Origin of the sequence: Corynebacterium sp. HMSC05H05 (assembly GCF_001807265.1) — a bacterium.
Classification (GTDB): domain Bacteria; phylum Actinomycetota; class Actinomycetes; order Mycobacteriales; family Mycobacteriaceae; genus Corynebacterium.
In genome coordinates, this window is the sequence record NZ_KV788369.1 from 1 (window position 1) to 22,666 (window position 22,666).

26 protein-coding genes are annotated in these 22,666 nt (G+C 65.1%); 10 read left to right on the plus strand and 16 right to left on the minus strand.

Annotated features, from left to right (window positions below; all coding sequences use genetic code 11):
- Window positions 1–187: 187 nt before the first annotated feature.
- Window positions 188–1,138 carry a PspA/IM30 family protein gene (locus HMPREF3151_RS00605; RefSeq protein ID WP_070472149.1) on the minus strand — a complete coding sequence of 317 codons (951 nt, stop codon included), beginning with the start codon at window positions 1,136–1,138 and terminating at the stop codon, window positions 188–190.
- 88 nt (window positions 1,139–1,226) lie between these two features.
- Complete coding sequence (locus HMPREF3151_RS00610) at window positions 1,227–1,598, minus strand: thioredoxin family protein (RefSeq protein ID WP_070472151.1); 372 nt, start codon at window positions 1,596–1,598, stop codon at window positions 1,227–1,229.
- 121 nt (window positions 1,599–1,719) lie between these two features.
- Here HMPREF3151_RS00610 and HMPREF3151_RS00615 point away from each other — a divergent pair, with 121 nt between their 5' ends.
- From HMPREF3151_RS00615 to HMPREF3151_RS00630, 4 genes are read left to right on the plus strand one after another with little or no spacing between them, the layout of a single operon-like run.
- Window positions 1,720–1,920 (plus strand): heavy-metal-associated domain-containing protein, encoded by a 201-nt coding sequence (locus tag HMPREF3151_RS00615; RefSeq protein WP_070472153.1) that lies wholly within the window; start codon window positions 1,720–1,722, stop codon window positions 1,918–1,920.
- A 12-nt stretch (window positions 1,921–1,932) separates the two neighbouring features.
- On the plus strand, window positions 1,933–2,133 hold the full coding sequence (locus HMPREF3151_RS00620) for a heavy-metal-associated domain-containing protein (RefSeq protein WP_070472157.1): 201 nt from the start codon (window positions 1,933–1,935) through the stop codon (window positions 2,131–2,133).
- Window positions 2,134–2,154: 21 nt separating this feature from the next.
- Complete coding sequence (locus tag HMPREF3151_RS00625; protein WP_070472160.1) at window positions 2,155–4,422, plus strand: heavy metal translocating P-type ATPase; 2,268 nt, start codon at window positions 2,155–2,157, stop codon at window positions 4,420–4,422.
- A gap of 41 nt (window positions 4,423–4,463) precedes the next feature.
- On the plus strand, window positions 4,464–5,777 hold the full coding sequence (locus HMPREF3151_RS00630; RefSeq protein ID WP_141741248.1) for an MFS transporter: 1,314 nt from the start codon (window positions 4,464–4,466) through the stop codon (window positions 5,775–5,777).
- A gap of 18 nt (window positions 5,778–5,795) precedes the next feature.
- Here HMPREF3151_RS00630 and HMPREF3151_RS00635 read toward each other — a convergent pair whose 3' ends face one another.
- Window positions 5,796–5,984 (minus strand): hypothetical protein, encoded by a 189-nt coding sequence (locus tag HMPREF3151_RS00635; RefSeq protein WP_070472162.1) that lies wholly within the window; start codon window positions 5,982–5,984, stop codon window positions 5,796–5,798.
- A 106-nt stretch (window positions 5,985–6,090) separates the two neighbouring features.
- Window positions 6,091–7,608 (minus strand): replicative DNA helicase, encoded by a 1,518-nt coding sequence (gene dnaB / locus HMPREF3151_RS00640; RefSeq protein ID WP_070472165.1) that lies wholly within the window; start codon window positions 7,606–7,608, stop codon window positions 6,091–6,093.
- A 383-nt stretch (window positions 7,609–7,991) separates the two neighbouring features.
- On the opposite strand from dnaB, the gene HMPREF3151_RS00645 reads away from it, so the two are divergent.
- Complete coding sequence (locus HMPREF3151_RS00645; RefSeq protein WP_070472168.1) at window positions 7,992–8,414, plus strand: hypothetical protein; 423 nt, start codon at window positions 7,992–7,994, stop codon at window positions 8,412–8,414.
- On the opposite strand, the gene HMPREF3151_RS00650 is transcribed toward HMPREF3151_RS00645, so the two are convergent.
- Window positions 8,385–10,445, minus strand: coding sequence for a RecQ family ATP-dependent DNA helicase (locus tag HMPREF3151_RS00650; RefSeq protein WP_070472171.1), 2,061 nt, complete (start codon window positions 10,443–10,445; stop codon window positions 8,385–8,387). The genes HMPREF3151_RS00645 and HMPREF3151_RS00650 overlap by 30 nt on opposite strands.
- 71 nt (window positions 10,446–10,516) lie before the next feature.
- On the opposite strand from HMPREF3151_RS00650, the gene HMPREF3151_RS00655 reads away from it, so the two are divergent.
- A complete protein-coding gene (locus HMPREF3151_RS00655; RefSeq protein WP_070472174.1) occupies window positions 10,517–10,723 on the plus strand; it encodes a hypothetical protein in 207 nt (68 codons plus the stop codon).
- Window positions 10,720–11,094 (plus strand): type II toxin-antitoxin system death-on-curing family toxin, encoded by a 375-nt coding sequence (locus HMPREF3151_RS00660; RefSeq protein WP_246815159.1) that lies wholly within the window; start codon window positions 10,720–10,722, stop codon window positions 11,092–11,094. Before HMPREF3151_RS00655 ends, HMPREF3151_RS00660 begins: the two co-directional genes overlap by 4 nt.
- Here HMPREF3151_RS00660 and HMPREF3151_RS00665 read toward each other — a convergent pair.
- From HMPREF3151_RS00665 to HMPREF3151_RS00710, 10 genes are all read right to left on the minus strand, one after another.
- Window positions 11,091–11,765, minus strand: coding sequence for an AAA family ATPase (locus HMPREF3151_RS00665; RefSeq protein ID WP_070472179.1), 675 nt, complete (start codon window positions 11,763–11,765; stop codon window positions 11,091–11,093). The genes HMPREF3151_RS00660 and HMPREF3151_RS00665 overlap by 4 nt on opposite strands.
- Before the next feature lie 162 nt (window positions 11,766–11,927).
- Window positions 11,928–12,614, minus strand: a complete 687-nt coding sequence (locus tag HMPREF3151_RS00670) for an AAA family ATPase (RefSeq protein WP_070472181.1) — start codon at window positions 12,612–12,614, stop codon at window positions 11,928–11,930.
- A gap of 2 nt (window positions 12,615–12,616) precedes the next feature.
- Complete coding sequence (locus tag HMPREF3151_RS00675; protein ID WP_141741249.1) at window positions 12,617–13,339, minus strand: chymotrypsin family serine protease; 723 nt, start codon at window positions 13,337–13,339, stop codon at window positions 12,617–12,619.
- A gap of 172 nt (window positions 13,340–13,511) precedes the next feature.
- Window positions 13,512–13,964, minus strand: a complete 453-nt coding sequence (gene rplI, locus HMPREF3151_RS00680) for a 50S ribosomal protein L9 (RefSeq protein WP_070472187.1) — start codon at window positions 13,962–13,964, stop codon at window positions 13,512–13,514.
- Window positions 13,965–14,012: 48 nt separating this feature from the next.
- A complete protein-coding gene (locus tag HMPREF3151_RS00685) occupies window positions 14,013–14,648 on the minus strand; it encodes a single-stranded DNA-binding protein (RefSeq protein ID WP_070472190.1) in 636 nt (211 codons plus the stop codon).
- Window positions 14,649–14,699: 51 nt separating this feature from the next.
- Window positions 14,700–14,996, minus strand: a complete 297-nt coding sequence (gene rpsF / locus HMPREF3151_RS00690; protein WP_070472193.1) for a 30S ribosomal protein S6 — start codon at window positions 14,994–14,996, stop codon at window positions 14,700–14,702.
- A gap of 272 nt (window positions 14,997–15,268) precedes the next feature.
- Window positions 15,269–15,457: a hypothetical protein gene (locus HMPREF3151_RS00695; protein ID WP_070472196.1), complete on the minus strand. Its 189-nt coding sequence runs from the start codon at window positions 15,455–15,457 to the stop codon at window positions 15,269–15,271.
- A gap of 3 nt (window positions 15,458–15,460) precedes the next feature.
- Window positions 15,461–16,987, minus strand: a complete 1,527-nt coding sequence (locus HMPREF3151_RS00700) for a glycosyltransferase family 87 protein (protein WP_083290093.1) — start codon at window positions 16,985–16,987, stop codon at window positions 15,461–15,463.
- Complete coding sequence (locus tag HMPREF3151_RS00705; protein ID WP_070472199.1) at window positions 16,988–19,258, minus strand: transglycosylase domain-containing protein; 2,271 nt, start codon at window positions 19,256–19,258, stop codon at window positions 16,988–16,990.
- Window positions 19,259–19,361: 103 nt separating this feature from the next.
- Window positions 19,362–19,724 carry a DUF5318 family protein gene (locus tag HMPREF3151_RS00710; protein ID WP_070472359.1) on the minus strand — a complete coding sequence of 121 codons (363 nt, stop codon included), beginning with the start codon at window positions 19,722–19,724 and terminating at the stop codon, window positions 19,362–19,364.
- A gap of 131 nt (window positions 19,725–19,855) precedes the next feature.
- On the opposite strand from HMPREF3151_RS00710, the gene HMPREF3151_RS00715 reads away from it, so the two are divergent.
- From HMPREF3151_RS00715 to HMPREF3151_RS00725, 3 genes are all read left to right on the plus strand, one after another.
- Window positions 19,856–20,257 (plus strand): MarR family winged helix-turn-helix transcriptional regulator, encoded by a 402-nt coding sequence (locus tag HMPREF3151_RS00715; RefSeq protein WP_305764325.1) that lies wholly within the window; start codon window positions 19,856–19,858, stop codon window positions 20,255–20,257.
- Between the two features lie 166 nt (window positions 20,258–20,423).
- On the plus strand, window positions 20,424–21,302 hold the full coding sequence (locus HMPREF3151_RS00720) for a universal stress protein (protein ID WP_168160577.1): 879 nt from the start codon (window positions 20,424–20,426) through the stop codon (window positions 21,300–21,302).
- A gap of 10 nt (window positions 21,303–21,312) precedes the next feature.
- Window positions 21,313–21,771 (plus strand): hypothetical protein, encoded by a 459-nt coding sequence (locus HMPREF3151_RS00725; protein WP_070472365.1) that lies wholly within the window; start codon window positions 21,313–21,315, stop codon window positions 21,769–21,771.
- Here the strand turns inward: HMPREF3151_RS00725 and HMPREF3151_RS00730 are convergent.
- Window positions 21,743–22,651 carry an oxygen-dependent tRNA uridine(34) hydroxylase TrhO gene (locus tag HMPREF3151_RS00730; RefSeq protein ID WP_070472201.1) on the minus strand — a complete coding sequence of 303 codons (909 nt, stop codon included), beginning with the start codon at window positions 22,649–22,651 and terminating at the stop codon, window positions 21,743–21,745. The two genes, HMPREF3151_RS00725 and HMPREF3151_RS00730, sit on opposite strands and share 29 nt — an antisense overlap.
- Window positions 22,652–22,666 lie beyond the last annotated feature (15 nt).

Consider the following 22,666-nt stretch of genomic DNA (forward strand, 5'->3'; position numbering starts at 1 on the left):
GACAACCGGTGGTTCACAGGAAGTCCGCACAGCCGATCTGCTCCCGGCGAGTGAACTATTCTGCACCGACCAACGCGGCCCGACATTTCGCGGCGGAATCTGTCAGGCGGCCCCTCGACGCCCAGTTCAGTACAAACGGCCGCCGGAATCTGTCAGGCGGCCGTTTGTGATCTGCTAGTTGAAGAGGCTAGTCCTCGTCGCGCATGTACTTCTCGGCGTCGGCGAGGATGTCGTCGGTGTTGGCGGCGTCCGGGGCATCGGCGGCGACGCGGCGGGAGCTACCGGACGGCTTCTGCTCGGCGGCCGGATCGGAGACGTCTTCCTGGGCGGTCTCGCCCTGCGAACCCTCGCCCTCGCCGGAGCCCGCCTCAAGCTGGCGGTCCGCGTCATCGGCACCGGCACCGGAGCCGGCCTTGAGCTCGCCGGACAGGGACGCGCGGATCTGGTCCAGGCGGCTGGCGGCGGCAGCGTCGGTGGAGCCGGACTCGATCTCGGCCATGCGGTCGGTCATGGAGTCCTTCATCAGCTCCTGCTGGCCCAGGGCGTTGGCGTAGCGGCGCTCAATCTTGTCGCGCACACCGTCGAGGGTGGGCACGTTGTCGTCGTTGAACTGGTTCATCGAGTCCATGGTCTTGGCCGTCTGCTCCTGCATGCGGGCCTGGTTGAGCTGGGACTCGAGCTGGGAAACCTGGGAGAGCTGCTCCTTCAGGTTCGCCTCGGACTGCTGCTGCTTCTGCTGCGCTTCCTTGGCGGCGTGGTCGGCGGCGGCGTAGGCCTGCTTGGTCTGCTCGAGCTCCTGCTCCACGGACACCAGCTGGGTGGCGATGACCTCAGCGGCGTTGTTGAACTGCTGGGACTTCTCAGCGTCGCCGGCCGCGTTTGCCTTCTCGGCGGCCTGCAGGGCGGTGCGCGCCTTGTTCTGCAGGTCCTCCTGGGACTTGATCAGGCGATCCATCTTCATCTGCAGCTGGTTGCGGTTGCCGATGATGTTGGCTGCGTGCTCGGAGATTGCCTTGTGCTGTTCCTTCGCAGCTGCGACGGCCTGCTGGATCTGCACCTTCGGGTCTGCGTTCTGGTCGATCTTGGTGTCGAACGACTGCATGAGGTACTTCCAGCCCTTGCTAAACGGGTTCGCCATTGGAGTGTCCTTCCGGTGGTGGGATTCGTCGTGAGGCAAGTGTACGTATGAAAAAAGCGCCCGTCTTGCGGGCGCTGAATACAAAGGCTTACTGCTCGGAGGCGTTCTGCTCCGCAATCTGGCGGCGGACGTCGTCCATGTCCAAGTCCTTGACCTGCTGGACAAGGTCGTCGAACGCGGCCGGCGGCAGTGCGCCAGCGTTCTGGTAGATCAGGATGCCGTCGCGGAACGCCATCAGCGTCGGGATCGCCTGGATCTCCAGGGCGGACGCGAGCTGCTGGTTCGCCTCGGTGTCGAGCTTGGCAAAGGTGACGTCGGTGTGCTTCTCAGAGGCCTTCTCGTACGTCGGCGCAAACTGCTTGCACGGGCCGCACCAGTCTGCCCATGCGTCGACGAAGACGATGCCGTCCTGGGTAACGGTGTCCTGGAAAGTGTCCTCGGTTACATCGATCGTGCTCAAAGTACACTCCTTAAAGCTTTTGGTTATTGTTGTAGAGATTGCAACGGGTACAACCCTAACAATGCCCGAGCTATTCCAGGCCGGGCTGGAACGAGTGGAAATCAGGAGGCGTGCAGCAGCCATGACGAAGACGTACCGGATCTCGGGCCCGAAGGACGAAGTCGCGGTCGATTCGCTCAAAGACGAGCTGTCGCTGGTGGACGGCACCCACGAGGTGGATGTGGACCTCGAGGCCGGGCACCTCACCGTTGTCGGATTCACCTTTGCCGACGAGGATATTGTGCAGGCGGCGAAAAACGCCGGCTACGTTATCGAGATATAAGGAGGACACACCATGGCTGGACGCGAGTTCAACGTTGAGGGCATGACCTGCGGGCACTGCGAGATGAGCGTGCAGGAGGAGATCTCCGAGGTCGCGGGCGTGACCGCTGTGAAGGCGGACCACACCACCGGAACGGTCACTGTCGAGGGGGACGGCTTCTCAACCGACGACATTGCGGCCGCGGTGAAGGAAGCCGGTTACACACTGGCCTAAACCAGGCCTAAGGTGGGGGTTATGACTGAAACCCCCACAGCATTGCAGCACGTCGAGCTGGGCGTGACGGGGATGACCTGCTCGTCGTGCTCTTCGCGCGTGCAGCGCAAATTGAACAAGCTCGACGGCGTGGACGCCACGGTGAACTACTCCACCGAAACCGCCGCCGTCGAATTCGATCCGGCGAAGACGTCGTCGCAATTGCTTATCGACGAAGTGCGCTCCGCCGGGTACGACGCGTTTGAAATGACTGATGACGCGGTCGGGGGTGAGGCGGCGGAGGCCGGAGGGGCGTCGACAAGCGAGAAGCTCGAAGGCGCGCGCCTGGAGGAAGCCGAAAAGCTGAAACGCACCACGATTTGGGCGGCGCTGGTCTCGCTGCCGGTGATGGTGGTGAGCATGGTGCCGGCGCTGCAGTTCACCAACTGGCAGTGGGCGGCGTTTGCGGCGGCGACGCTGGTGTTTTTCGCCGCGGGCAGCGTGTTTCACCGCGCGACCTGGGTGAACCTGAAGCACGGCGCGGCGACGATGGACACGCTGATCACGCTGGGCACCTCGGCGGCGTACCTGTGGTCCGTGTGGGCGCTGTTCTTCGGCAACGCAGGCGAGCCGGGGATGGTCATGGAGATGTCCATCTTCCCCTCGCACGCGGGCATGGACGAGATCTACCTCGAGTCCGTGTGTGTGGTGATCACGTTCTTGCTGCTCGGACGGTGGTTTGAGACGCGGGCGAAGGGGCAGTCCTCCGAGGCGCTGCGCGAGCTGTTGGACATGGGCGCCAAAGACGCCGCGGTGATCCGAAGAGGCAAGGAAGTGCGCGTGCCGATTGCCCAGGTGGCGGTTGGCGACAGGTTCATCGTGCGCCCTGGCGAAAAGATCGCCACGGACGGGCGCGTGGTGTCCGGGCACTCGGCGGTGGACGAGTCGATGCTCACCGGCGAGTCCGTGCCCGTGGAGGTCTCGGAAGGCTCCGCGGTCACCGGCGCGACGCTAAACACCTCCGGGCGCCTGGTGGTGGAGGCCACCCGTGTCGGCGCCGAGACCACGCTCGCGCAGATGGGCAAGCTGGTACGCGACGCGCAAGCCGGCAAGGCGCCGGTGGAGCGGCTGGTGGACAAGATCTCGCAGGTCTTCGTGCCCGTTGTGGTGCTGGTTGCGCTGGTGACGCTGGCCGGGCACCTCATGGTGGGCCACGGCGTCGCCCACGCGTTCACCGCGGCGGTGGCGGTTCTGATCATCGCCTGCCCGTGCGCGCTCGGCCTTGCCACCCCGACCGCGATCCTGGTGGGCACCGGCCGCGGCGCCCAGCTGGGGCTGTTGATCAAGGGCCCCGAGGTGCTCGAATCCACCCGCCAGGTGGACACGGTGGTCATGGACAAAACCGGCACGATCACCTCGGGCGAAATGGGGGTTGCGGACGTCGTCGCAGCTGACGACTTCTCCGCCGACGAGGTGCTGCGCCTCGCCGCCGGCGTGGAGGCCGGCTCCGAGCACCCGATCGCCCGCGCGATCGTGGAGGAGGTCAGCGAGGTGCCGGCCTCGGAGAACTTCCAGAATGAGGTGGGCAAGGGAGCGTCCGCGCGTATCGACGGCCGCTCGGTCCGCGTCGGCCGCCCGTCCGTGCCGCTTGGCAGGCTGGCCAGCGCCTTCGAGGACGCCGAGCGTTCCGGGGCAACCCCGGTGGCGGTCGAGGTGGACGGCGCCCTGGCCGGGCTCGTTGCGGTGCGCGACACCGTGAAGGCAGATTCCGCCGACGCCGTGGCGCAGCTGCGCGAGCTGGGGCTGACACCGCACCTGCTCACCGGCGACAACGCCGGCGCGGCCGCGGCTGTGGCGTCGGAGGTGGGCATCGACCCGGCCAACGTCACCGCAGGAGTCCTGCCGGAGGACAAGGTGGAGGTGGTCAAGCGCCTGCAGGCCGAGGGCAAGCGCGTGGCCATGGTCGGCGACGGGGTCAACGACGCCGCCGCACTCGCCCAGGCGGACCTGGGCTTGGCCATGGGTGCGGGCACGGACGTGGCCATCGAGGCCGCGGACATCGCGCTCATGCGCAACTCGCTGACCTCCGCGGCGGACGCCATCAGGCTGTCGCGCAAGACCCTGAAGACGATCAAGGGCAACCTGTTCTGGGCGTTCGCCTACAACGTCATCCTCATCCCGGTGGCCGCGCTGGGCTTCCTCAACCCGATGCTCGCCGGCATCGCGATGGCGTTCAGCTCGGTATTCGTGGTGTCGAACTCGCTGCGGCTGCGGGCGTTTAACTCTGTGTCGTCGGGCGCAGGTGAATAAAAACTGTCAACGCGCGGAAGAGCACGTCCTACACTCCCCGCATGAACTCTTCTGTGCAGCTCACTCGTACTGAGCGCCTGGACCGCCTGCCGGTCACCCCGAAGCACAAGCGACTGCTGGTCGGCTCCGGCATCGGCTGGGCCCTCGACGCGATGGATATCGGCCTCGTGTCCTTCATCCTCGCCGCGCTGGCAGTGCAGTGGAACTTGGACAACACCACGACCGGCTGGATCGCCTCGATCGGATTCGTCGGCATGGCCATCGGCGCAAGTTTGGGTGGCCTGCTCGCCGACAAGATCGGCCGCCGCCAAGTCTTCGCCGCAACACTTCTGCTCTACGGGCTGGCCACCGGTGCGTCGGCGCTAGCGTGGTCCGTGGCGTCGCTGATGGTGTTCCGCTTCCTGGTGGGCCTCGGCCTCGGCGCGGAGCTGCCGGTAGCCTCCACACTGGTCAGCGAGTTTTCCCCGCGCAAGGTGCGGGGCCGCATGGTCGTGCTCCTGGAGGCGTTTTGGGCCGTGGGCTGGATCATGGCCGCCGTCATCGGCACTTTCGTGGTGGCGCAGAGCGACAACGGCTGGCGCTGGGGCTTCGCGCTCGGCGCTGTGCCTGCGCTGTACGCCATCTACGTGCGCATGGGGCTGCCGGAATCCGTGCGCTTCCTCGAGTCGGCGGGCCGGCACGACGAGGCCGAACGTATCGTCCGCGAGTTCGAGTCCGAGGCCGACCCCGCGCACTACGACACCGCCGCGCCACCCCGGGAAAACCCCGTCGATGGCGGCATCTGGGGACCAGCGCTACGCGGGCGCACCGCCGCATTTTGGACAATCTGGTTCTGCGTGTCCCTGTCCTACTACGGCGCGTTCATTTGGATCCCGTCACTGCTGGTGGAGCAGGGTTTTTCGCTGGTGCGCTCGTTTACTTTCACGCTGATCATCACCCTGGCGCAGCTGCCCGGCTACGCCGCGGCCGCCTGGCTCATCGAGAGGTGGGGCCGCCGCGTCACACTCGCGACCTTCCTCGCAGGCTCGGCGCTTGCAGCGTTCGCATACGGCATGGCCAGCACCGAGTGGCAGATCATCGCCGCGGGCTGCCTGCTCAGCTTCTTCAACCTCGGAGCCTGGGGCGCGCTGTACGCGATCGGCCCGGAGCTCTACCCCACCGCCATTCGCGCCACCGGAACGGGCGCGGGCGCGGCGTTCGGGCGCATCGGCTCAATTCTCGCGCCGCTTGTGGTTCCGCCGGTGCTCGCCTTCGGCGGCTCGACGGCGGTGTTCGGGGTGTTCGCAGCCGCCTTCGCGCTGGCCTGTGCAGCGACGTTTACGCTGCCTGAGCAGCGTGGGGTGGCAATTGGGTAGTTCAGGCGGAACCCGCTGCTAAGCAAAGAAGCGCGTGATGCGCGACAGCAGCGACTTATCCTCCGTCGCCTTGTCAATTTCCTCGATGTTGCGCGGCAGGTTGAGCAGGAGGGTGTTCTCCCCCGTCTTGGCGACGGTGATGCTCGGGTCGAGCTTGGCCACCGTGCTCGCGCAGGCGGCGGGGCCGTTGATGGAACGCACGGTCATGGCTTTCTCCTTTGCTGCTTTTGCGTTGTGATGTTGCATCATAAACGCGTTTTCGCAGCGTGTCACCGTTGGAAAGCCATGCCTAACTGTTCATAGGGCAGGTTTACTAGCCGTGCGCCATGTTGACGAAGCGCGAGTAGTGCAGCTGGTGCGCCACCGGAATGGTGTCGATCGGACCGCCGCGGTGCTTCGCAACGATGATGTCCGCCTCGCCCGCGCGCTCGTCGTCGCGGTCCTGCGAGTCCGGGCGGTAGAGCAGGAACACCATGTCGGCGTCCTGCTCCAGCGATCCGGACTCACGCAGGTCAGCGAGCTGCGGGCGCTTGTCGGTGCGGGCCTCCGGGCCACGGTTGAGCTGGGAGATGGCGATCACCGGCACCTCGAGTTCCTTGGCCAAAAGCTTGAGGTGGCGGGAGAACTCCGAGACCTCCTGCTGGCGCGACTCGACCTTCTTGCCGGAGCTCATCAGCTGCAGGTAGTCCACCACCACCAGGTCCAGGCCGTGCTGCTGCTTCAGGCGGCGCGCCTTGGAACGGATCTCCATCATGGTGAGATTCGGCGAGTCGTCGATGAACAGCGGCGCGTCCTGGATCTCGGTGAGGCGGTGGGTGAGCTTCTCCCAGTCGCGCTCCTCCATCTGGCCCGAGCGCATCGCGGAGAGCTTGATCTCCGTCTCCGCTGACAGCATGCGCATGATGATCTCGGATGCACTCATCTCCAGCGAGAAAATCACCGACGTCTTGTTCTGGTGGATCGAGCACGAGCGCATGAAGTCCAGCGCCAGCGTGGACTTACCCACACCGGGTCGTGCCGCAATGATGATCATCTGGCCGGCGTGCAGGCCGTTGGTGAGCTTATCCAGGTCGATGAACCCGGTGGGCACACCCGCTTCGAGCGCGCCGCCGGAGGCAATCATGGTCAGCTCGTCGATGGTCGGCTTGAGCAGGTCCGACAGCGGCCGGTAGTCCTCGCCCGACTGGTTGCGGGTGATGCCGAAGACCTTCTGCTGGGCGTGGTCGACAATCGCGTCGACCTCCATGCCCTCTTCTCCTTCGTAGCCGAGCTGCACCACCTGCGTGCCGGCGTTGACCAGCTGGCGCAGGATCGACTTTTCCTCGACAATCTCCGCGTAGTAGCGCGCGTTGGCCGCCGTGGGGACCTCGGAGATCAGCGTGTGCAGGTACGGCGCGCCGCCGACGCGCTCGAGCTCGTTGATACGGTCCAGGCGCCCAGCGACAATGAGCACGTCGACGTTGCTGCCCTGCGCGAACAGGTCCAGGATGGCCTGGTAGATCAGCTGGTGCGCGGGAAAGTAGAAGTCGTCCGGGCGCAGGCTTTCCGCCACATCCAAGATGACGTCAGGGTTGAGCAGCATCGCGCCGATGACGGAGCGCTCCGCCAGCTCGTCGTGCGGCGGGGTGCGGTACTCCTGCAGCTCGTTGTTGCCGCGGTTGAAGTTGGAGTAGCGGTTGTTTGTCGACGAGCTACCGCCCCTCCCGCCTTTCCCCCTCGAGTTACCGCTGTTGCCTTGGAACGCCTCAAAGTCGGAGTCGCTGAAATCTCCGTAGTCCGCGGCCGGTTCCGGCGGCGGCACGTAGTCGTCGAAGCTGTCGTCTGCACCCATGGGTTCCCCTTTCGCTGTGTGTATGAGATTACCCCGTAACGCAAACCGCAAACCGAGTTATCCACAGGGGTTGTGGAGAATTGAGGATTATGCGGGTGAGTTTTCCACAGGGGCGGTGTTTGCGGTGTGGAATTCGTGTGGATTCACCTTCTTGAGCCCCTGGTAAAGAGCGCATTTAACCAGGTAGACATGTATATTTTCACATCATTAGATAGTGACGATATAGGTGGATAACTCCGTTGACCACGGCGTTTGACAACCACGAAATGTCCACTCGAGTGGACAATTTCCGGCATACGCAGGGTGTATAACACACCACTTATCCACATTGCTTTAAATCTTCCGTCAGGACGCCTCCAAAGCAGTTAGCTACGCTCTCCACCATGTCTCCTCGAAGCATTCTCTGGGCGTATCTCGCTTCCGTGGTAGCGGTGCCGGGCGCGTTTGTCGCGGGGATCGGACTCGCCGGTGACAGGCTCACCCACGCCACAACATGTCTCATCGGGATCGGCGTTGTCGTTCTGACAAGCTTGGGCTCTGTCGGCTGGGCGGCCGCATACACCCGCGCAACCCGCGCGCGGCGCGGTACCACCGTGGCCGTCTGGATCGCCACTGCCTGCCTACTAGTGGGCCTGGGCTCCACCGGTCTCGTCTTTTGGGAGGAGTACCAGGCGGGCATGTCGCTGCCGATCATCAACCTGTTTCTGTACCTCATCCCTCTCGGCCTACTCATCCTGCTCGGCTCGGCCGTTGCGCAGACAGCGGCAGCGAGGACGTCACGCTCGCGAGGCGAACGCCAGCGGTAGCACCTCCACACCGAAACGCTCGGCGATATCCGCCGCCGCGACGGTGACCGACCATCCTGAGTCCACCTCGCCGGCAAGCAGCAGCACCGGCCCCTCGGCCACGGTGAGCCCCGAGTAGTCGAAGTACCGGTCTAGGGCGTTGACGCGGTAGGCGGAGTTGCGCGCTTCCACCTCTGCGCCGCCGGCCCGCACTGCCCCGCCGTATGCCATCTGCCCCACGCGGGCAAGTGCCTCGGCGGTGGAAGCGACCATCTCCGCCCGTGCCGGATCCGTTGAGCCGAGCGCCACCACCGTGGCCGGGCGAGTCTCCCAATCCCAGTCCGCCAGCACGGCAACGAAGCGGGTGAGCCACTGGTCATCCCGCCAGTTCTCGGCGGGACGGTAGGCGTTGTCGCGCAGGAGCTGGGCCAGGGCGGGGCCGCGGGCGACGTCGTTGAGCCTGCCCAGCGCCTTGCCGCCCAGCACGCCTTTGATCTTGCCGCGGCGAGCAGAGCCCGTCGGCCACATCTTGCGTTGGCTGAGCGGCACACCCGGGGCTTTTAGGCGCGCGTCGATGCGCTCGGCGAGCCCCGCGTCCACCTCGGTGGGCAGGTGGCTGCCGGTGCAGTTGTCGCACCGCCCGCAGCGCTCCCCCTCCCCGATCGTCGGATCGTCCAGCTCGCTGCGCAAAAACACCATGCGGCAAGCGTCCGTGGCCTCGTAGGCCAGCATCAGGTCTTGTTCGCGCTCGCGGGCATCCGCCAGGCCGTCGTAACGCTTGTGGTCGTAGGCCCAAGACGCGCCGGTAGCGACCCAGCCGCCCTTGACCCGCTGCACCGCCCCGTCGACATCCAGCACCTTCAGCGCCTGGTCAATGCGCGTGCGCGACAAGTCCACCGCGTTTTCCAGCTTCGGGGTGGACACAGGCTCGCCGCCGAGCGCGCCCAGCAGCTGCTGCACCACCGGCTCCTCCGGCATGGACACGGACGCGAAGTACTCCCACACGCGCTGATCCTCCGGGCCGGGCAAGAGCACCACCTCGGCGTGGTCGGTGGCGCGCCCGGCGCGGCCGATCTGCTGGTAGTAGCTCACGGGCGAGCTCGGCGCGCCCAGGTGCACCACGAATCCAAGGTCGGGTTTGTCAAAGCCCATGCCGAGCGCCGAGGTGGCCACCAGAGCTTTGAGCTCGTTGTTGATCAGTGCCTGCTCGAGGCGTTCGCGCTCCTCCGCCTCCGTGCGGCCGGTGTAGGCGGCCACGTTCCACCCGGCGGTCTCCAGCGCCTCCGCCAGGTCGTGCGCGGCGGCGACGGTGAGACAGTAGATGATGCCGGAGCCCTCCACCTGCGCCAGGTACTGCGCGATCCAGGCAGCACGCTGGGTGGGGTCTGCCAGCTGCACCACGTTCAGCGACAGCGACTCGCGGTCCAGGCCACCGCGGAGCACGCCGGTCCCCTCGCCCAACTGGGCGACAACATCGGCCACCACGCGGTCATTCGCCGTCGCGGTGGTGGCCAGGACGGGGGTGTTGGCCGGGAGGTCGTCGATAAGCAAAGAAATGCGCCGGTAATCCGGCCTGAAGTCGTGCCCCCAGTCGGAGATGCAGTGAGCCTCGTCCACGACCAGCATGCCGACGGACTGCGCGAGCTGCGGCAGCACCTCCTCCCGGAAACCCGGCGCGTTGAGGCGCTCCGGGCTGATGAGCAGCAGGTCTAACGTGTCGACGTCTGCCTGGATCTCCTCCCACTGCGTCATATTCGCGGAGTTGATCGTGGCCGCCCGGATACCGGCGCGCGCGGCCGCTTCTACCTGGTTGCGCATGAGCGCGAGCAGCGGCGAGACGATAATCGACGGGCCCTCGCCCGCCTCGCGCAACAGCTTCGCGGCGATGAAGTACACCGCCGATTTCCCCCAGCCCGTGCGTTGCACCACCAGCATGCGTTTGCGCTGGTTGACCAGGGAATCGACGGCCGTCCACTGGTCGTCGCGCAGGGCGGCGTGGGGCCCCGCAATGCCCTTGAGGAGTTCGTTCGCTTGTTCGCGTGTCGCAGTCATGGCGCACACCATATACCACGGCCCCGACACGGGTGTTCGAACAGTGGTACTGAAACGGTACTATCGTTACCATGGCGCTGAATCTGAGACTGACCGATGATGACGACAAGATGCTTTCCGACCTGGCCAAAAGCTCCGGGACATCCAAGCAGCAGACCCTGCTTCGTTTGATCCACCAAGAGTGGGAGACGGAAGAAGCTCGTAGGCACGCTCATGCTGAGTTGGATCGCATCTTCCATAGCCGTTCGAGGCTCATGGACAGGTTAAAAGACGCATGATGGATCCGCGCTCTCTCTTTCAAGTCGAGATCATCGCCGAATGGGTGAAAGCCCAAGGATTTCATATCAAGGATATGGGGCTATTGGCATCGGCAATTGAACGTCCGTGGCTCCGTTTCGGCAACAGAGACCTCTATCCCGATGTGTGGCACAAGGCGGCAGCCATCCTCGACAGCATGGAATCGAGCCACCCCCTCCATGACGGCAACAAACGCATCGGCGTACTACTTTGCCTACTCATGCTCGCGTCCCACGGTATCGACGACGAAGTCCTTACCGAAGATGATCTTTTCGACCTCGCCTGCGATGTGGCCAAGTACCACCCGGAGGTATCCGTTATCGCTGCCCGCTTACGGAGGCTAGCTAGCTAACTCAGCTCGCCCTCCGCCCAGTCCGCCATGTACTCGGCGATGCCATGTGGATCCGCCAGAAAGTCGCGCATCGCCCGGAACGCGAGTGTGCCCTCCACCGCCAGGCCGCGGTCCACGCCGTGCTCGCCGACCTCCGCGATCTCCGCGCCAGGGATCCCAAGCACGATCGGCGAGTGCGTCACCGCAATCACCTGCGCGCCCTGTTCTCCGATCGCGTGCAGCTGCGCCACCAGCGCCATCTGCGCGACGGCAGACAGACCCGATTCGGGCTCGTCCAGCAAGTACAGCGCGTCCCGAGCAAACCGCGAGGTCAGTTCCAACACGGACTCCCCGTGCGACCGGCCGCCGAACTCTGTCACGCGCGTGTGCGTCTCCCCGCGCAGGAAATACCCGACCTTCGCGCGCGCCCCGGTCCGAAGCCGCAGCGCGCCAAACATTGGGTCGTGGGCGCCAGGCTTATCGACGCCCCACGGCCCGCCCTCGACCTTGAACCCCCACGCGCGGGCAATCCCCTCCAACAGCGTGGACTTGCCTACGCCGTTGCCGCCGGTGATCAGCGTGACCGGGTGTGTCAGCGGAAAGCCGAACTCCGCAACGTGCTCAACCGCCGGCGCGTCGAGGGCCCACGGCGGGGCTTTCGTCGCGTCGACGGAGACGTGCTCGATGAACATGTGGTCATCCTACGGCGGGGTCGATACGTTGAGGTCGATAGCTCCATGTCGATAGTTGCAGGTCAGCGCCTTTGACCCTGCGGGGGCTCCGAAATCCGAAAACGCCGTGACCAGCAACTATCGACCTCGAGATATCGACATGGGCGCTCAGGGGCAGGCTCCCTAGCCGTCCACCAGGAATCGCGCCGTGCCGGCCGGGTCGTCGATGAACTCTCGGGTGGCGGTGACGGGCTCGGCCTCGTCGAAAAGCATGGGCTCCAGGGTGGGCACGGCGAGGATGCGGGCATCGGGGGCGGCGAGCAGCACCGGCGAGTGCGTGGCCATGAGCACCTGCGCGCCGCGGCGGGTCAGCACCGCGAGCAGGCCGAGCAGCTCGAGCTGGGAGAAGACCGAAAGTCCGTCTTCGGGCTCGTCCAGGATGATCAAAGAGTCCGAGCCGAAGCGTTCGCGGACCATGCGCATGATGCCTTGGCCGTGGCTGCGGCGAGTCAGGTCTTGCAGGCGGTCCTTGGGACCGAGGCTTTCGTGGTATTCAGCCAGGTCGAGGTAGGTTTCGCCGCGCAGGAAGTACACGTCGCTCGGGTTCTCGCGGCGTGTCAGCGTAAGCGAGGCGTGGAGGCTGGAATGATCCGCGGCCTGGAACTGGGCGTGGCGGGATCCGCCCGCGGCGTTGGCGCCGGCGGCCACAGCGATCGCCTCCACCAGCGTGGACTTACCCGAGCCGTTGTCGCCGGTGAGGATCGTGGTTTGCGCGAGCTCGAGGGGCTTGTCAGCCAATCGACGCACCACCGGCAGGTCGCGGGCATAGCCCTCCACCGGCGCATCGATGCGGACCTGGGCGACGAACACGGCTACCGCAGTCCGGCGGGCAGCGGCAGCAGACCGTCCACCGCGAGCAACACACCGAACGCCGTGCCGGAGACCACGCCGATGATGTTCGCGCTGCCGTCCGGGTTGACGGTGTAGACCGGCCCGCCGGAATCGCCGTGCAAGGCCAGGATCAGCACCGCAAGCTCACCCGTGTCCGGATTCACCTTCAGCACCGGCCCACAGGTGCGCGAGGTGCGGGCGCCGTCCTTGCACACAATCTGGCCCGGCTTCACCGCCGTCACCGGATGGTAGCCCGCCACCCGGCGGGTGGGGTTGATGCGCTGGACTGCATCCGACAGCGGATTGACCGCACCGATGACCGGGATGTCCACCGCACCGCCGCGCGCTGCCGCGGCGCCAGTGACGCCGCCGGCCAGCGGAAACCAGGCGACGTCGCGAAGCGGGCTGCCCAACGTGTTGTCGCCCCGCATCTCGTAGCCCGACTCCCGCAGGTCGCCGGAAATCTTCGTGCGGCCATCCGCCGCGTACACCGCCACCGGCACCGCACCACCAATCGGCGCCAGGCAGTGGCCCGCCGTCACACCAAAGGCCCGCCCGTCGCGGTGCGCCACCGTATTCAGCGAACAGCCGTAGCGGGAACCGTCGCTGTAGGCGACCCGGATACTGTCGCCGGAATACACAGCCACAGCCTGCGCGGGGGCGGCAAACCCGACCGCGGTCGCAGCCGCAAGCAGGAGGGACACAGCCAAAGTGCGCGCACGCCGCGCCACGGAAAACGTCATGGGCGGTATTGTATCGGCACACAAAAAACGCGGGCCCCACTCCTCACAAGTGGGACCCGCGCTTTTCAATGCTGTTGTCGTTGGACTGCTAATTTCCGTTCTCAGGCGGAGCAGTCGTCGCTAAGCGAATGTGTTATGCGCTTACGACCTCGAAGTTCACCTTGCCCTCCACAGAATCGTGGAGATCGACCTTGACCTGGTAACCACCGGTCTTGGTAACAAGGCCCTTCGGCACGTTGATGCGGCGCTTATCCAAGTTCGGGCCGCCAGCAGCCTTCACAGCCTCAGCAATGTCAGCCGGCTTCACAGAACCGAACAGCTTGCCGTTGTTAGCGGTGCGCACAGCAACCTTGACGCCCTTGAGCTGGTCGAGCTGGTCACGCAGTTCCTTGGCGTGATCCAGGTCGCGGACCTGGCGCTCAGCCTGGGCACGCTTAATGTCTTCGATCTGCTTCTCTGCGCCGCGGGTAGCCGGGATAGCCAGGCCGCGCGGGAGCAGGAAGTTGCGTCCGTAACCGTCCTTGACCTCGACGACCTCTCCAGGCTCGCCAAGCTTCTCGACGGCAGCGGTGAGGATCAGCTTCATAATCCTAACCTTCCTTATGGTGAAAAATGCTTGATGTGTGGTTGTCGTTTAGAACGGTGGCTCATCGCCCGCGCCGCCGGAAAAACCGCCGGCCTCAGGAGCGGAACCCCACGGATCATTCTGAGGCTGGGACTGGTTCTGGCCACCCTGGCTCTGGCCGCCGAAGCCGCCGTTCGCCGGGTTGTAGCCGCCCTGGTTCTGGCCCTGGCCCTGATTCTGCCCCTGGCCGCCCTGGCCGAAACCGCCCTGGTTTCCACCGAAACCGCCGCGCTGGCCGCCCTGGTTGCCGCCGCCGTAGCCGCCCGCACCGCCCTCACGCGGGTTGCGGGTGACAGACGCGCTGGCGTACTTCAGGGACGGGCCGACCTCGTCGACCTCGATCTCGAACACGGTGCGGTTTTCGCCCTCTTTGGTCTGGTAGGAGCGCTGACGCAGCTTGCCTGTGACAACAACGCGCATGCCCTTGGTCAGGGACTCCGCGACGTTCTCCGCCATCTGGCGCCAGCAGTTACAGGTCAGGAACAGGGCTTCGCCGTCTTCCCACTGGTTCGTCTCCCGGTTAAAGGTGCGGGGCGTGGACGCGATGCGGAAATTCGCAACGGCAGCGCCGCTCGGGATGAAGCGCAGCTCCGGGTCCGCAACCAAGTTGCCGACAACGGTAATCGGGGTATCGCCTTGAGCCATGTCCTAAACCTTCCTACCTGCTGATCGTGTGGTTTCTGAGCCTACCGGTTCTTACTTGTCGGTACGCAGAACCTTGGTGCGCAGAACGTTCTCGTTCAGGTTCAGCACGCGGTCGAGCTCCTTAACCGTGTCTGCCTCGCACTCGAGGGTGACAACGGCGTAGATGCCCTCTTCCTTCTTGTTGATCGGGTAAGCAAGACGCTTCTTGCCCCACACATCAACGTTCTCCACCTTGCCGTTGTCCTTGCGGACGGTCTCCAGGAACTTATCCAGGGACGGGGCAACGGTGCGCTCATCCTGCTGCGGATCGAGGATGATCATTACTTCGTAGTGACGCACGGACCTCATCACCTCCTATGGTCTTGGTTGTTTCGGCCATCACCCTTGTGGTCATGGCAGGAGGGTCGTTGCGTCAAGCAACCCGAACAGACTACCCCACGGTCTGACCAGCTCAAAACCTCGCGTTCCGGTGTGCACGTGCGGACTCCGCATTGCGGACAATCCGGCCGCCACCAACCATTGGTGCGGACCCACGTTGTGCAAAAGTCGGCGGCGCTGAGAACTGACCTGGGGGTTTGCGGGCCTGGACCGCCAGAGATGCCGAGTTCTACAACATCCGCCTAGTGCGGGTTGGGCACCGCCGAGAAGAGGGCGAGGGAGACCGGGATGACGGTCATGAAGAGGAAGGCGATCAGGCCGAAGCTTATCGACGCTTGCTTCCGCCCCTTCACCGCACAGTAGAACGAGGCACTGAACAGGAAAAACGCCACCACGATGGAGGCGATGCCCAAGAGTGTGGTGGCGTTCATCGGCTAGGCCTTGACTGTCGTGGAGCCGGCGGGCTCGGTAACGGGGTCGGCCGGAGGTGCGTCGATAGGCAATGGCTCCTTCCACTGGTACGGCAGCGACATCAGCGGGTCGTGGCCGTTGTGGGCGTCGCGGACCTTGTCCGGGCGCTTGCCCAGGATCTGCTGCACCACCAGCACCATGATGGCGATGATGAAGGCGTCGCGGGAGATGATCACCACGTTGAGGAACCACCCCGGCACACCCAGGTTGTCCGCGCCCATCATGTGCCACATCAGCACCGGCCACACGGCCATGTCCACGACCATCCAGGACAAAAGGAGGCGCCAGTACGGCAGCGCCAGCACCGCCGGGACAACGAACCAGAGGGAGTACTGCGGGCTCCACACCTTGTTGAAAATGAGGAACAGGCCGACGATCAGCGCCACCAGCTCGGCGATGCGCGGAGTCTGCGGAGCCTTCAGACCCAGGATGAGCACGCCCAGGCAGCCCAGCAGGAACAGGATCAGGGTCACGGCGTTGAGGATCACCGGGGCGCCCTCGCCGGAGTCGAAGCCGGTCCAGCCGGTCATGCGCGAAAACACCGCGTAGATGGTGGTCCACTCCCAGCCGCGGTCCGTGTTGAGGCGGTTGAACTCGCTCCAGGCGTCCGGGTTGCGCAGGTAGACCGGCACGTTGACCACGAGCCAGGACACCACCATGGCGGCCAGCATCTTGCCAAACGGGGCGAGGTCGCGCTTGCGCAGCGCCACGGTGAGATACGCGCCGAGCAGGAAGATCGGCCACAGTTTGAACGCGGTGCCCAGGCCGATGAGCACGCCGGCGAGCCAGAACTTCCGGTTGCGGGCAGCCAGCATCGCGGCGACGGCAAAGAAGATGGACGGGATGTCCCAGTTGGTGAAGGCGTGCACGATCAGCAGCGGCGAGCCTGCGACGAGCAGGGTGTCCCAGACGCGGTTGCCCGCGAGCTCGGCGACCATGCGGATGGTGATCACCCAGATGATGGACATCAACAGCGCGGTGACATAGAAGTACCAGCCGGAGTCCGGCAAAAAGTTGTCCACCAGGAAGTAGGTGCTGCGCGAGAGCCAGGCGGACAGCTGCTGGAACAGGCCGGCCAGCACCGGGTACTCCATGTAGCGGGTCAGGCCGTCTTCCACCCAGGAGTAGTCGTAGACAAAACCGCCCTGATCCAGGCCGCGGGCGCCGTAGAGCGGAATGATGTCGTTGTAGCACGCCGCGGTGTACTGGCGGTTGCCGTCCCAGTTGAGCTGGATGATGCCGTTGTCGTCGGCTTTGCCGCCGGCGCAGTGCGCCTTCTGCAGCAGACCAAAGGACAAGAACACATAGGCGACGGCGAGGATGGAGCGCAGCGGCGTCCAGAACCGGGCGCGGCCGATCTGCGCGAAGCGGCCCATCGGCCCGCCGAGGAAGTCCACCCAGCCGCGCGCGAGCGGCTCGGTGCGGCCCGGCTGGACGCGGTCCGCCGGGTCCGGCCAGGTCACCTGCTGGCTCTGCGTCGACTCAGACATTTACTGGAACGCCCCCTGGAACTGGTCGATGACATCGTTGATCGTGTCGTTGAGGTTTGGTGCCGGCGCGGGGGCCGGCGCCGGTGCAGGAGCCGGGGCGGGTGCAGGTGCCGGCGCGGGTTCCTGTGCCGGCGCAGACTCGCCGGGCGCGTCCGGCGCTGCCGGATCTGCCGGATCCGCCTGCGCCTCTGAGCTCGCGGCGGACGGCGCCTGACCGGTGCCGCCGGTGTAGCTCGGCGACGGGCTGGAGTAGTAGCCGCCCAAGCCGGTGCCGCCGGAGTAGGGGTTGACACCCCAGTAGACCGGGTTGGCGTTGGGGAAGCTCATGAACTCCTGGCCCTCAAGCTCCGTGTCCAGGAACTGTTTCCAGATCTGCGACGGGGTGTTGGAGCCGAACATGTTGCCGCCCCACTCGTTGAAGATCGGAGAGGTGTTGTCCGCGGTGCCCACCCACACAGCCACGGCGAGCTGCGGCGTGGAGCCGACCATCCAGGCGTCCTTGTTGTTGCCGGTGTCGCCCATCTGGGCGGTGCCGGTCTTGGACGCGGACTGGCGGCCGCCGGCGAGGACGGCGTTGGAATAGCCGGCCACACCCTGCATCGCCTGCAGCGTGTTGTCCGCCACCTGCTCGGACACGCGGCGCTCGGTGTAGTCCTTGTCCACCTGGTAGAGGACCTCACCGTTGGCGTCCTCAATCTTCTCCACGAAGTGGGTCGGGTGCATCAGGCCACGGTTGGTTAGGGTGGCCATTGCGGTAGCCATGTCCAGCACGCGGGACTGGTACTGGCCCAGCACGATGCCCTCGTACGGCTGGCCGCCGTTCTCGCGCAGGGTCTCCGGGATGCCGGGGATGGACTTGGCCACGCCCAGGGCGTGCGCCATATCGGCGGTGTCCTGCGTGGTGTTGTCCAGCTCGTCCTGGATGCGCATGTAGGCGGTGTTGGAGGACACGCGGGTGGCCTCGGTCATAGACAGCATGCCGCCGCCGCCACCGTCCCAGTTGGTCACGGTGATGTTGCCGGGCAGCCGCACCGGGGAGGAGTCGAACATGGAGGTCAGCGGGATACCCTGCTGCAGTGCGGCAGCCAGCGCGAAGATCTTGAACGTCGAGCCAGTCTGCAGGCCCGCGTTGGCGTAGTCCCAGCCAGACGGGTCGTCGCCGCCGTAGTACGCGCGCACTGCGCCTGTCGACGGATCCACAGCCACCGCACCAGTACGAGCATCCTCCTGCAGGTTGGTCAGGCGTTCGCGGGCGATGCGCTCCATGTTGGCCTGGGAACCTGCGTCGATGGTGGTGGTGATCTGCAAACCGCGGTTGGTCAGGTCACTTTCGGTGATGCCCAGGGCCTCGAGCTCCTTGATCACCTGGTTTTTGATCAGGCCGTTCGGGCCGGTGGCCTCGGTGTAAGCGGAGTAGGAAGCCGGATCGCGGGTCTCCGGGTAGACCATCCCGGCGCGCTGCTCCGGGGACAGCTTGCCCATCTCCACCAGGCCGTCCATGACGTAGTTCCAGCGCTGCTCCGCAGCCTGGCGGTTCGTCCACGGGTCCAACTCGCTGGGCAGCTGGATGGAGGCGGCAAGCACGCCGCCCTCCTCGACGGTGAGCTGGGACGCCGGCTTGTCAAAGAAGGCGTGCGCGGCAGCTTCGACACCGTAGGCGTTGCGGCCGAAGTACACGGTGTTCAGGTAGGCGCGGAGGATGTCCTCCTTGGACCACTGGTTGGTCATCTTCACCGAATAGACCAGCTCGTTGGCCTTGCGCTCATAAGAGTGTTCGTTGCCCACCAGCGCGTTTTTCACGTACTGCTGGGTGATGGTGGAGCCGCCGCCTGCAGACGTATTGCCGGTGATCTGCCCCAGTGCCGCACGGGCGAAACCTGTGGGCGAGAAGCCGGAGTTTGTCCAGAAGTCGCGGTCCTCCGCAGCCAGCACGGCATCCTGGACCTCCACGGGCACAGACTCGAGGGCCACCTGTTCGCGGTTACCCTCCGGGGGCACGAGGCGGGCGAGCTCGTTTTCGCCGTCGTTGAAGTAGATCGAGGAGATCTGCGCCGTCTCAATCTCGCCGGGGCCCGGGATCTCGGCCTTGGAGTATTTCCACATGAACCAGCCGACCGGGATCAACGCGAGCAGGAGAAGGAACAGCAAGAATGCAAGTACCCACTGCCACGCGCGGGACTGCTTCTTTTTCTTCACTGCCGTAGTGCCGCTGGAAGCCTTCGCCTTCGCTGCGCTCTTGTCAGCGCTCTTTTCAACGCTCTTTTCAGTCACACGTTTTTCCTGCACATTTGCACCCGCCGCGCCCGCGGGGAGGGGCAAACGGGCGAGCTACCTACCAAATTCCTACCGGACACCCTACCTGCCCAGTTCGGATTCACACTACTGGTACTGCTGTGACTTCTTGTAACAGATGGTTCCACTTGCACGACGGGCAGACCTCCACCACATGGACGGTCAGCGGCCCCACCTCTCCCACGAGGCGGTCTATCTCTTCCTCGCTGCGGGCGGTGCCAGTGCGCCTGCCCAGTTTTTCGGAGTAGACCCAGCGCACGTCGCGCATCGCTTCTCCGCACACGGGGCACGGCCTGGCGGAATCCGCACCGTGGTGTTGCGCTGCGGCGCGCAGCAGGAAGTCGGCGTCGCAAACGTCGTCGATAGGCACATGACCACGCTTGAACTCGCGCAGCGTCTGGCGGCGCTGCCACTCGTGGGACACCTCGTGCTCGTACGTGAACATCCCGGCCATCATAACCCCCGTCTTTGCTGCTAGATTTTGGAAAAGTAGTTGGAAGAAAGAGGTGCACAGTGGTCGCGCACGACGAACCCTCCGCAGAAGCTATGCGGATCGCTGCGGATATCCGCCCCGCAATGACGAGTTTGTACGTGGCGTATTTCCGCAACGCGGAAAGCTCCGACCTCACCGGCCCGCAGCTGTCCGTGTTGCACAGGCTGGGTTTTAGCGGCCCGACGCGTATCAGCAAGTTGGCCGCAGAGGAAGGCGTGCGCCTGCCCACTGCCTCGAATACCGTCAACCAACTGGAAAAACGTGAGCTGGTGCGCCGCGTGCGGTCGGTGGACGACCGCCGCGGAGTGTCGGTGGAGCTAACCGATTTCGGCCGGGAGGAGTTGGAGCGGGTCGGCGCGGAGCGCACCCGTTCGCTCGCACAGATGCTCAGCGCCCTCGACACCGAGGCGTTGGAGAAGCTGGACTCTCTGACCGGGGTGCTCAACGACCTCGCCCGCGCCTACGCGACGGGCTCCGCTGAGTAACCGCTTTTCCCGTGGCAGGGGCACATGTTTATGATGTGTGTATTACCTGAACACTCGCATTCGCCGACACGTGCCAAGGAGGCAGGCCCTGAGCAGCTCCCCCGGCGCTGACAGCGCCAGTCTTCCCAATCTCGCGTTGCCCGTGCGCGTACTCGTGGGTTGGGATGTGGCAAACACCGAGGCAGTGGAGTTCGCTGCCTGGCTCGGCCGCTCACTGCCGGTGACCGTGCAGGTCATGGCCAGCACCCAGTCCAAGTGGTCGAAGTCCCTCTCCAAGGCCTCCAAAGGCCGGAAGAAGCGGATGAAAGAAGCGCAGTCCACATTCGACTCACGGGTGGAAAAGGCGCTGAAGGAGCACCTGCCGCGCTCGCAGTGGGCGGAGGAAGTGTCCCGCCTTATGGACAGCAAGGACACGGTGCGCTCCCTGCATGAGACCGCCGCGGATTTCGGCGCGGACCTGATCCTGCTGGGCTCGCGCGCGAAGACGCCGAAGGGCAGGTTCCGCCCCTCCAGCGTGGCGGACGAGATGATGCGTTCCTGCCCCGTCCCGCTGGGCCTGGCCCCGCGCGGGGTGAAGCTGTCCAAGAAGGGCGTCACCCGCGTGACCTACGCAATCGTGGTGGAGGACGACCCGCTTGAGCCGGATTTTTCCGGCCTGGACTACGCCACCGCGCTGGCCTGCAAGCTGGGGTTGCCGCTTCGCATCATCGCGTTTTCGCCCACGGCCTACGAGAAGCACACTTCAGCGTGGAACGAGGAGGTGTTGGGCATGCTGGACCACGCCCGCGACTACGCGTGGGCGCTGGCTGCCGAGTTCGCGCCGGAGGTGTGCGACACCTTCGACGTGACCAGCGCGGTCTCCGCCGCGAAAAGCTGGAAGCGTTCCATCGATTCCGTGAAATGGAAGAAGGGCGACATCATGTTTTTGGGCACCCACCCGTCGCCGCAGTTCACCAGCGTGTTTGTGGGGACGTTGGAAGGCGAGTTCATCCGCTACGCCTCGGTGCCTGTGGTGGTGTGCCCGCACTCCGGGACGGCGCAGTAGGTTGGGCTCCATGGAGCACCCGGAGAACGACCTTCACTCCCCCGCCGACCGTTTCTCGCGCATGCGGCCGGAGCCGCGCTCCTTCGACGAGCTCGCGGACCAGCCGGATCCGCTGGAGGTGGACCGCAAAAATCGCCGCTCCACCCGCCAGGCAATCACGTTTGCGCTGGTTACGGTAGCCGCTACCCTACTGTTGGCGCTGATTCTTGCGGTGATCTCGCGGGCTCAGGGCGGCCCGCTTTGCGACGCTGGCTCCGCCTGGCTCTGCACCGAATCCTGGCGCACGTGGTGGGCTGTAGTGACCTCGATCCCGCCGGTGGTGGGGCTGCTCAGCTGTGCGGTCATCACCGTGCGCAAGCTCAACCGCTACGAGCGCTGGATCCCCTGGATCGGCGTGTTCTGGATCCCGCTGGTGCCGTTCACCATGGCGTGGCTGATTGTCACGCTGGGGATTTTGGCGACGCAGTAGCTCGCTGGCTGCATTCCGCGCAGTACGGGTTCTTCTCGCGGCAGGCTTCGCAGCTTAAGTACTGGCGGCGGCATTCCGGCTCGTTTGCGCAGTTGTAGAACTGGTTCGTGGCCTCCCCGCAGTGCACGCAGTGGCCGAGCTGAACGTAGTCCGGGTCGTCCGGCGCGCCGAACTCGGTGTGCATGCGGTCGTCGAAGACGTAGAGCGAGCCCTCCCACAGGCCGGAGTTGCCGAACTTCTCGCCGTAGCGGACGATGCCGCCGTCGATTTGGTAGACCTCCTTGAATCCCCGGTTGATCATGAGGCTGGAGAGCACCTCGCAGCGGATCCCGCCGGTGCAGTAGGAGATGACGGGTTTGTCCTTCATCCAGTCGTACTTGCCGGAGTCGAGCTCTTTAATGAAGTCGTGGGTGGTGTCCACATCCGGCACCACCGCGCCTTTGAACCTGCCAATCTCGGCCTCGCGGGCGTTGCGGCCGTCGAAGAATACCGCATCCGGGTTGTCGGCCACCAGCTGGTTGACCTGCTCCGGGCTAAGGTGCACTCCCCCGCCGACCACGCCGTTTTCATCCACCTTGAGCTCGCCCGGCGCGCCGAAGGAGACGATCTCCTCTCGGGCCTTGACGCTGAGTTTGGGAAAGTCTTCCGCCCCGCCCTCGGACCACTTGAACTCGATACCCTTGAAGTACTCGCGGGTTTTCTTGGCGTAGGTTTTGCAGGCACGGATGTCTCCGCCGACGGTGCCGTTAATCCCGTCCTTAGACACGATGATGCGGCCGGTCAACCCCAGGCCTTCGCACAGGTCCCGCTGCCACAGGCGCACCGCGTCCGGGTCGGCGATGGGCTGGAACTTGTAGTAGAGCAGGATCTTGCTGGTCATGCCTGGCAGTCTAGG

Bases quoted from the DNA above. Each gene is read 5' to 3' on its own strand.
- HMPREF3151_RS00665 (WP_070472179.1), bottom strand. From the start codon at position 11,765: ATGTTCATCGAGCACGTCTCCGTCGACGCGACGAAAGCCCCGCCGTGG.
- HMPREF3151_RS00630 (WP_141741248.1), top strand. From the start codon at position 4,464: ATGAACTCTTCTGTGCAGCTCACTCGTACTGAGCGCCTGGACCGCCTG.
- HMPREF3151_RS00695 (WP_070472196.1), bottom strand. From the start codon at position 15,457: ATGAACGCCACCACACTCTTGGGCATCGCCTCCATCGTGGTGGCGTTT.
- HMPREF3151_RS00650 (WP_070472171.1), bottom strand. From the start codon at position 10,445: ATGACTGCGACACGCGAACAAGCGAACGAACTCCTCAAGGGCATTGCG.
- HMPREF3151_RS00685 (WP_070472190.1), bottom strand. From the start codon at position 14,648: ATGGCTCAAGGCGATACCCCGATTACCGTTGTCGGCAACTTGGTTGCG.
- HMPREF3151_RS00655 (WP_070472174.1), top strand. From the start codon at position 10,517: ATGGCGCTGAATCTGAGACTGACCGATGATGACGACAAGATGCTTTCC.
- HMPREF3151_RS00710 (WP_070472359.1), bottom strand. From the start codon at position 19,724: ATGTTCACGTACGAGCACGAGGTGTCCCACGAGTGGCAGCGCCGCCAG.
- HMPREF3151_RS00730 (WP_070472201.1), bottom strand. From the start codon at position 22,651: ATGACCAGCAAGATCCTGCTCTACTACAAGTTCCAGCCCATCGCCGAC.
- rpsF (WP_070472193.1), bottom strand. From the start codon at position 14,996: ATGAGGTCCGTGCGTCACTACGAAGTAATGATCATCCTCGATCCGCAG.
- dnaB (WP_070472165.1), bottom strand. From the start codon at position 7,608: ATGGGTGCAGACGACAGCTTCGACGACTACGTGCCGCCGCCGGAACCG.
- HMPREF3151_RS00605 (WP_070472149.1), bottom strand. From the start codon at position 1,138: ATGGCGAACCCGTTTAGCAAGGGCTGGAAGTACCTCATGCAGTCGTTC.
- HMPREF3151_RS00725 (WP_070472365.1), top strand. From the start codon at position 21,313: ATGGAGCACCCGGAGAACGACCTTCACTCCCCCGCCGACCGTTTCTCG.
- HMPREF3151_RS00715 (WP_305764325.1), top strand. From the start codon at position 19,856: ATGACGAGTTTGTACGTGGCGTATTTCCGCAACGCGGAAAGCTCCGAC.
- HMPREF3151_RS00625 (WP_070472160.1), top strand. From the start codon at position 2,155: ATGACTGAAACCCCCACAGCATTGCAGCACGTCGAGCTGGGCGTGACG.
- HMPREF3151_RS00700 (WP_083290093.1), bottom strand. From the start codon at position 16,987: ATGTCTGAGTCGACGCAGAGCCAGCAGGTGACCTGGCCGGACCCGGCG.
- HMPREF3151_RS00635 (WP_070472162.1), bottom strand. From the start codon at position 5,984: ATGACCGTGCGTTCCATCAACGGCCCCGCCGCCTGCGCGAGCACGGTG.
- rplI (WP_070472187.1), bottom strand. From the start codon at position 13,964: ATGAAGCTGATCCTCACCGCTGCCGTCGAGAAGCTTGGCGAGCCTGGA.
- HMPREF3151_RS00615 (WP_070472153.1), top strand. From the start codon at position 1,720: ATGACGAAGACGTACCGGATCTCGGGCCCGAAGGACGAAGTCGCGGTC.
- HMPREF3151_RS00645 (WP_070472168.1), top strand. From the start codon at position 7,992: ATGTCTCCTCGAAGCATTCTCTGGGCGTATCTCGCTTCCGTGGTAGCG.
- HMPREF3151_RS00660 (WP_246815159.1), top strand. From the start codon at position 10,720: ATGATGGATCCGCGCTCTCTCTTTCAAGTCGAGATCATCGCCGAATGG.
- HMPREF3151_RS00620 (WP_070472157.1), top strand. From the start codon at position 1,933: ATGGCTGGACGCGAGTTCAACGTTGAGGGCATGACCTGCGGGCACTGC.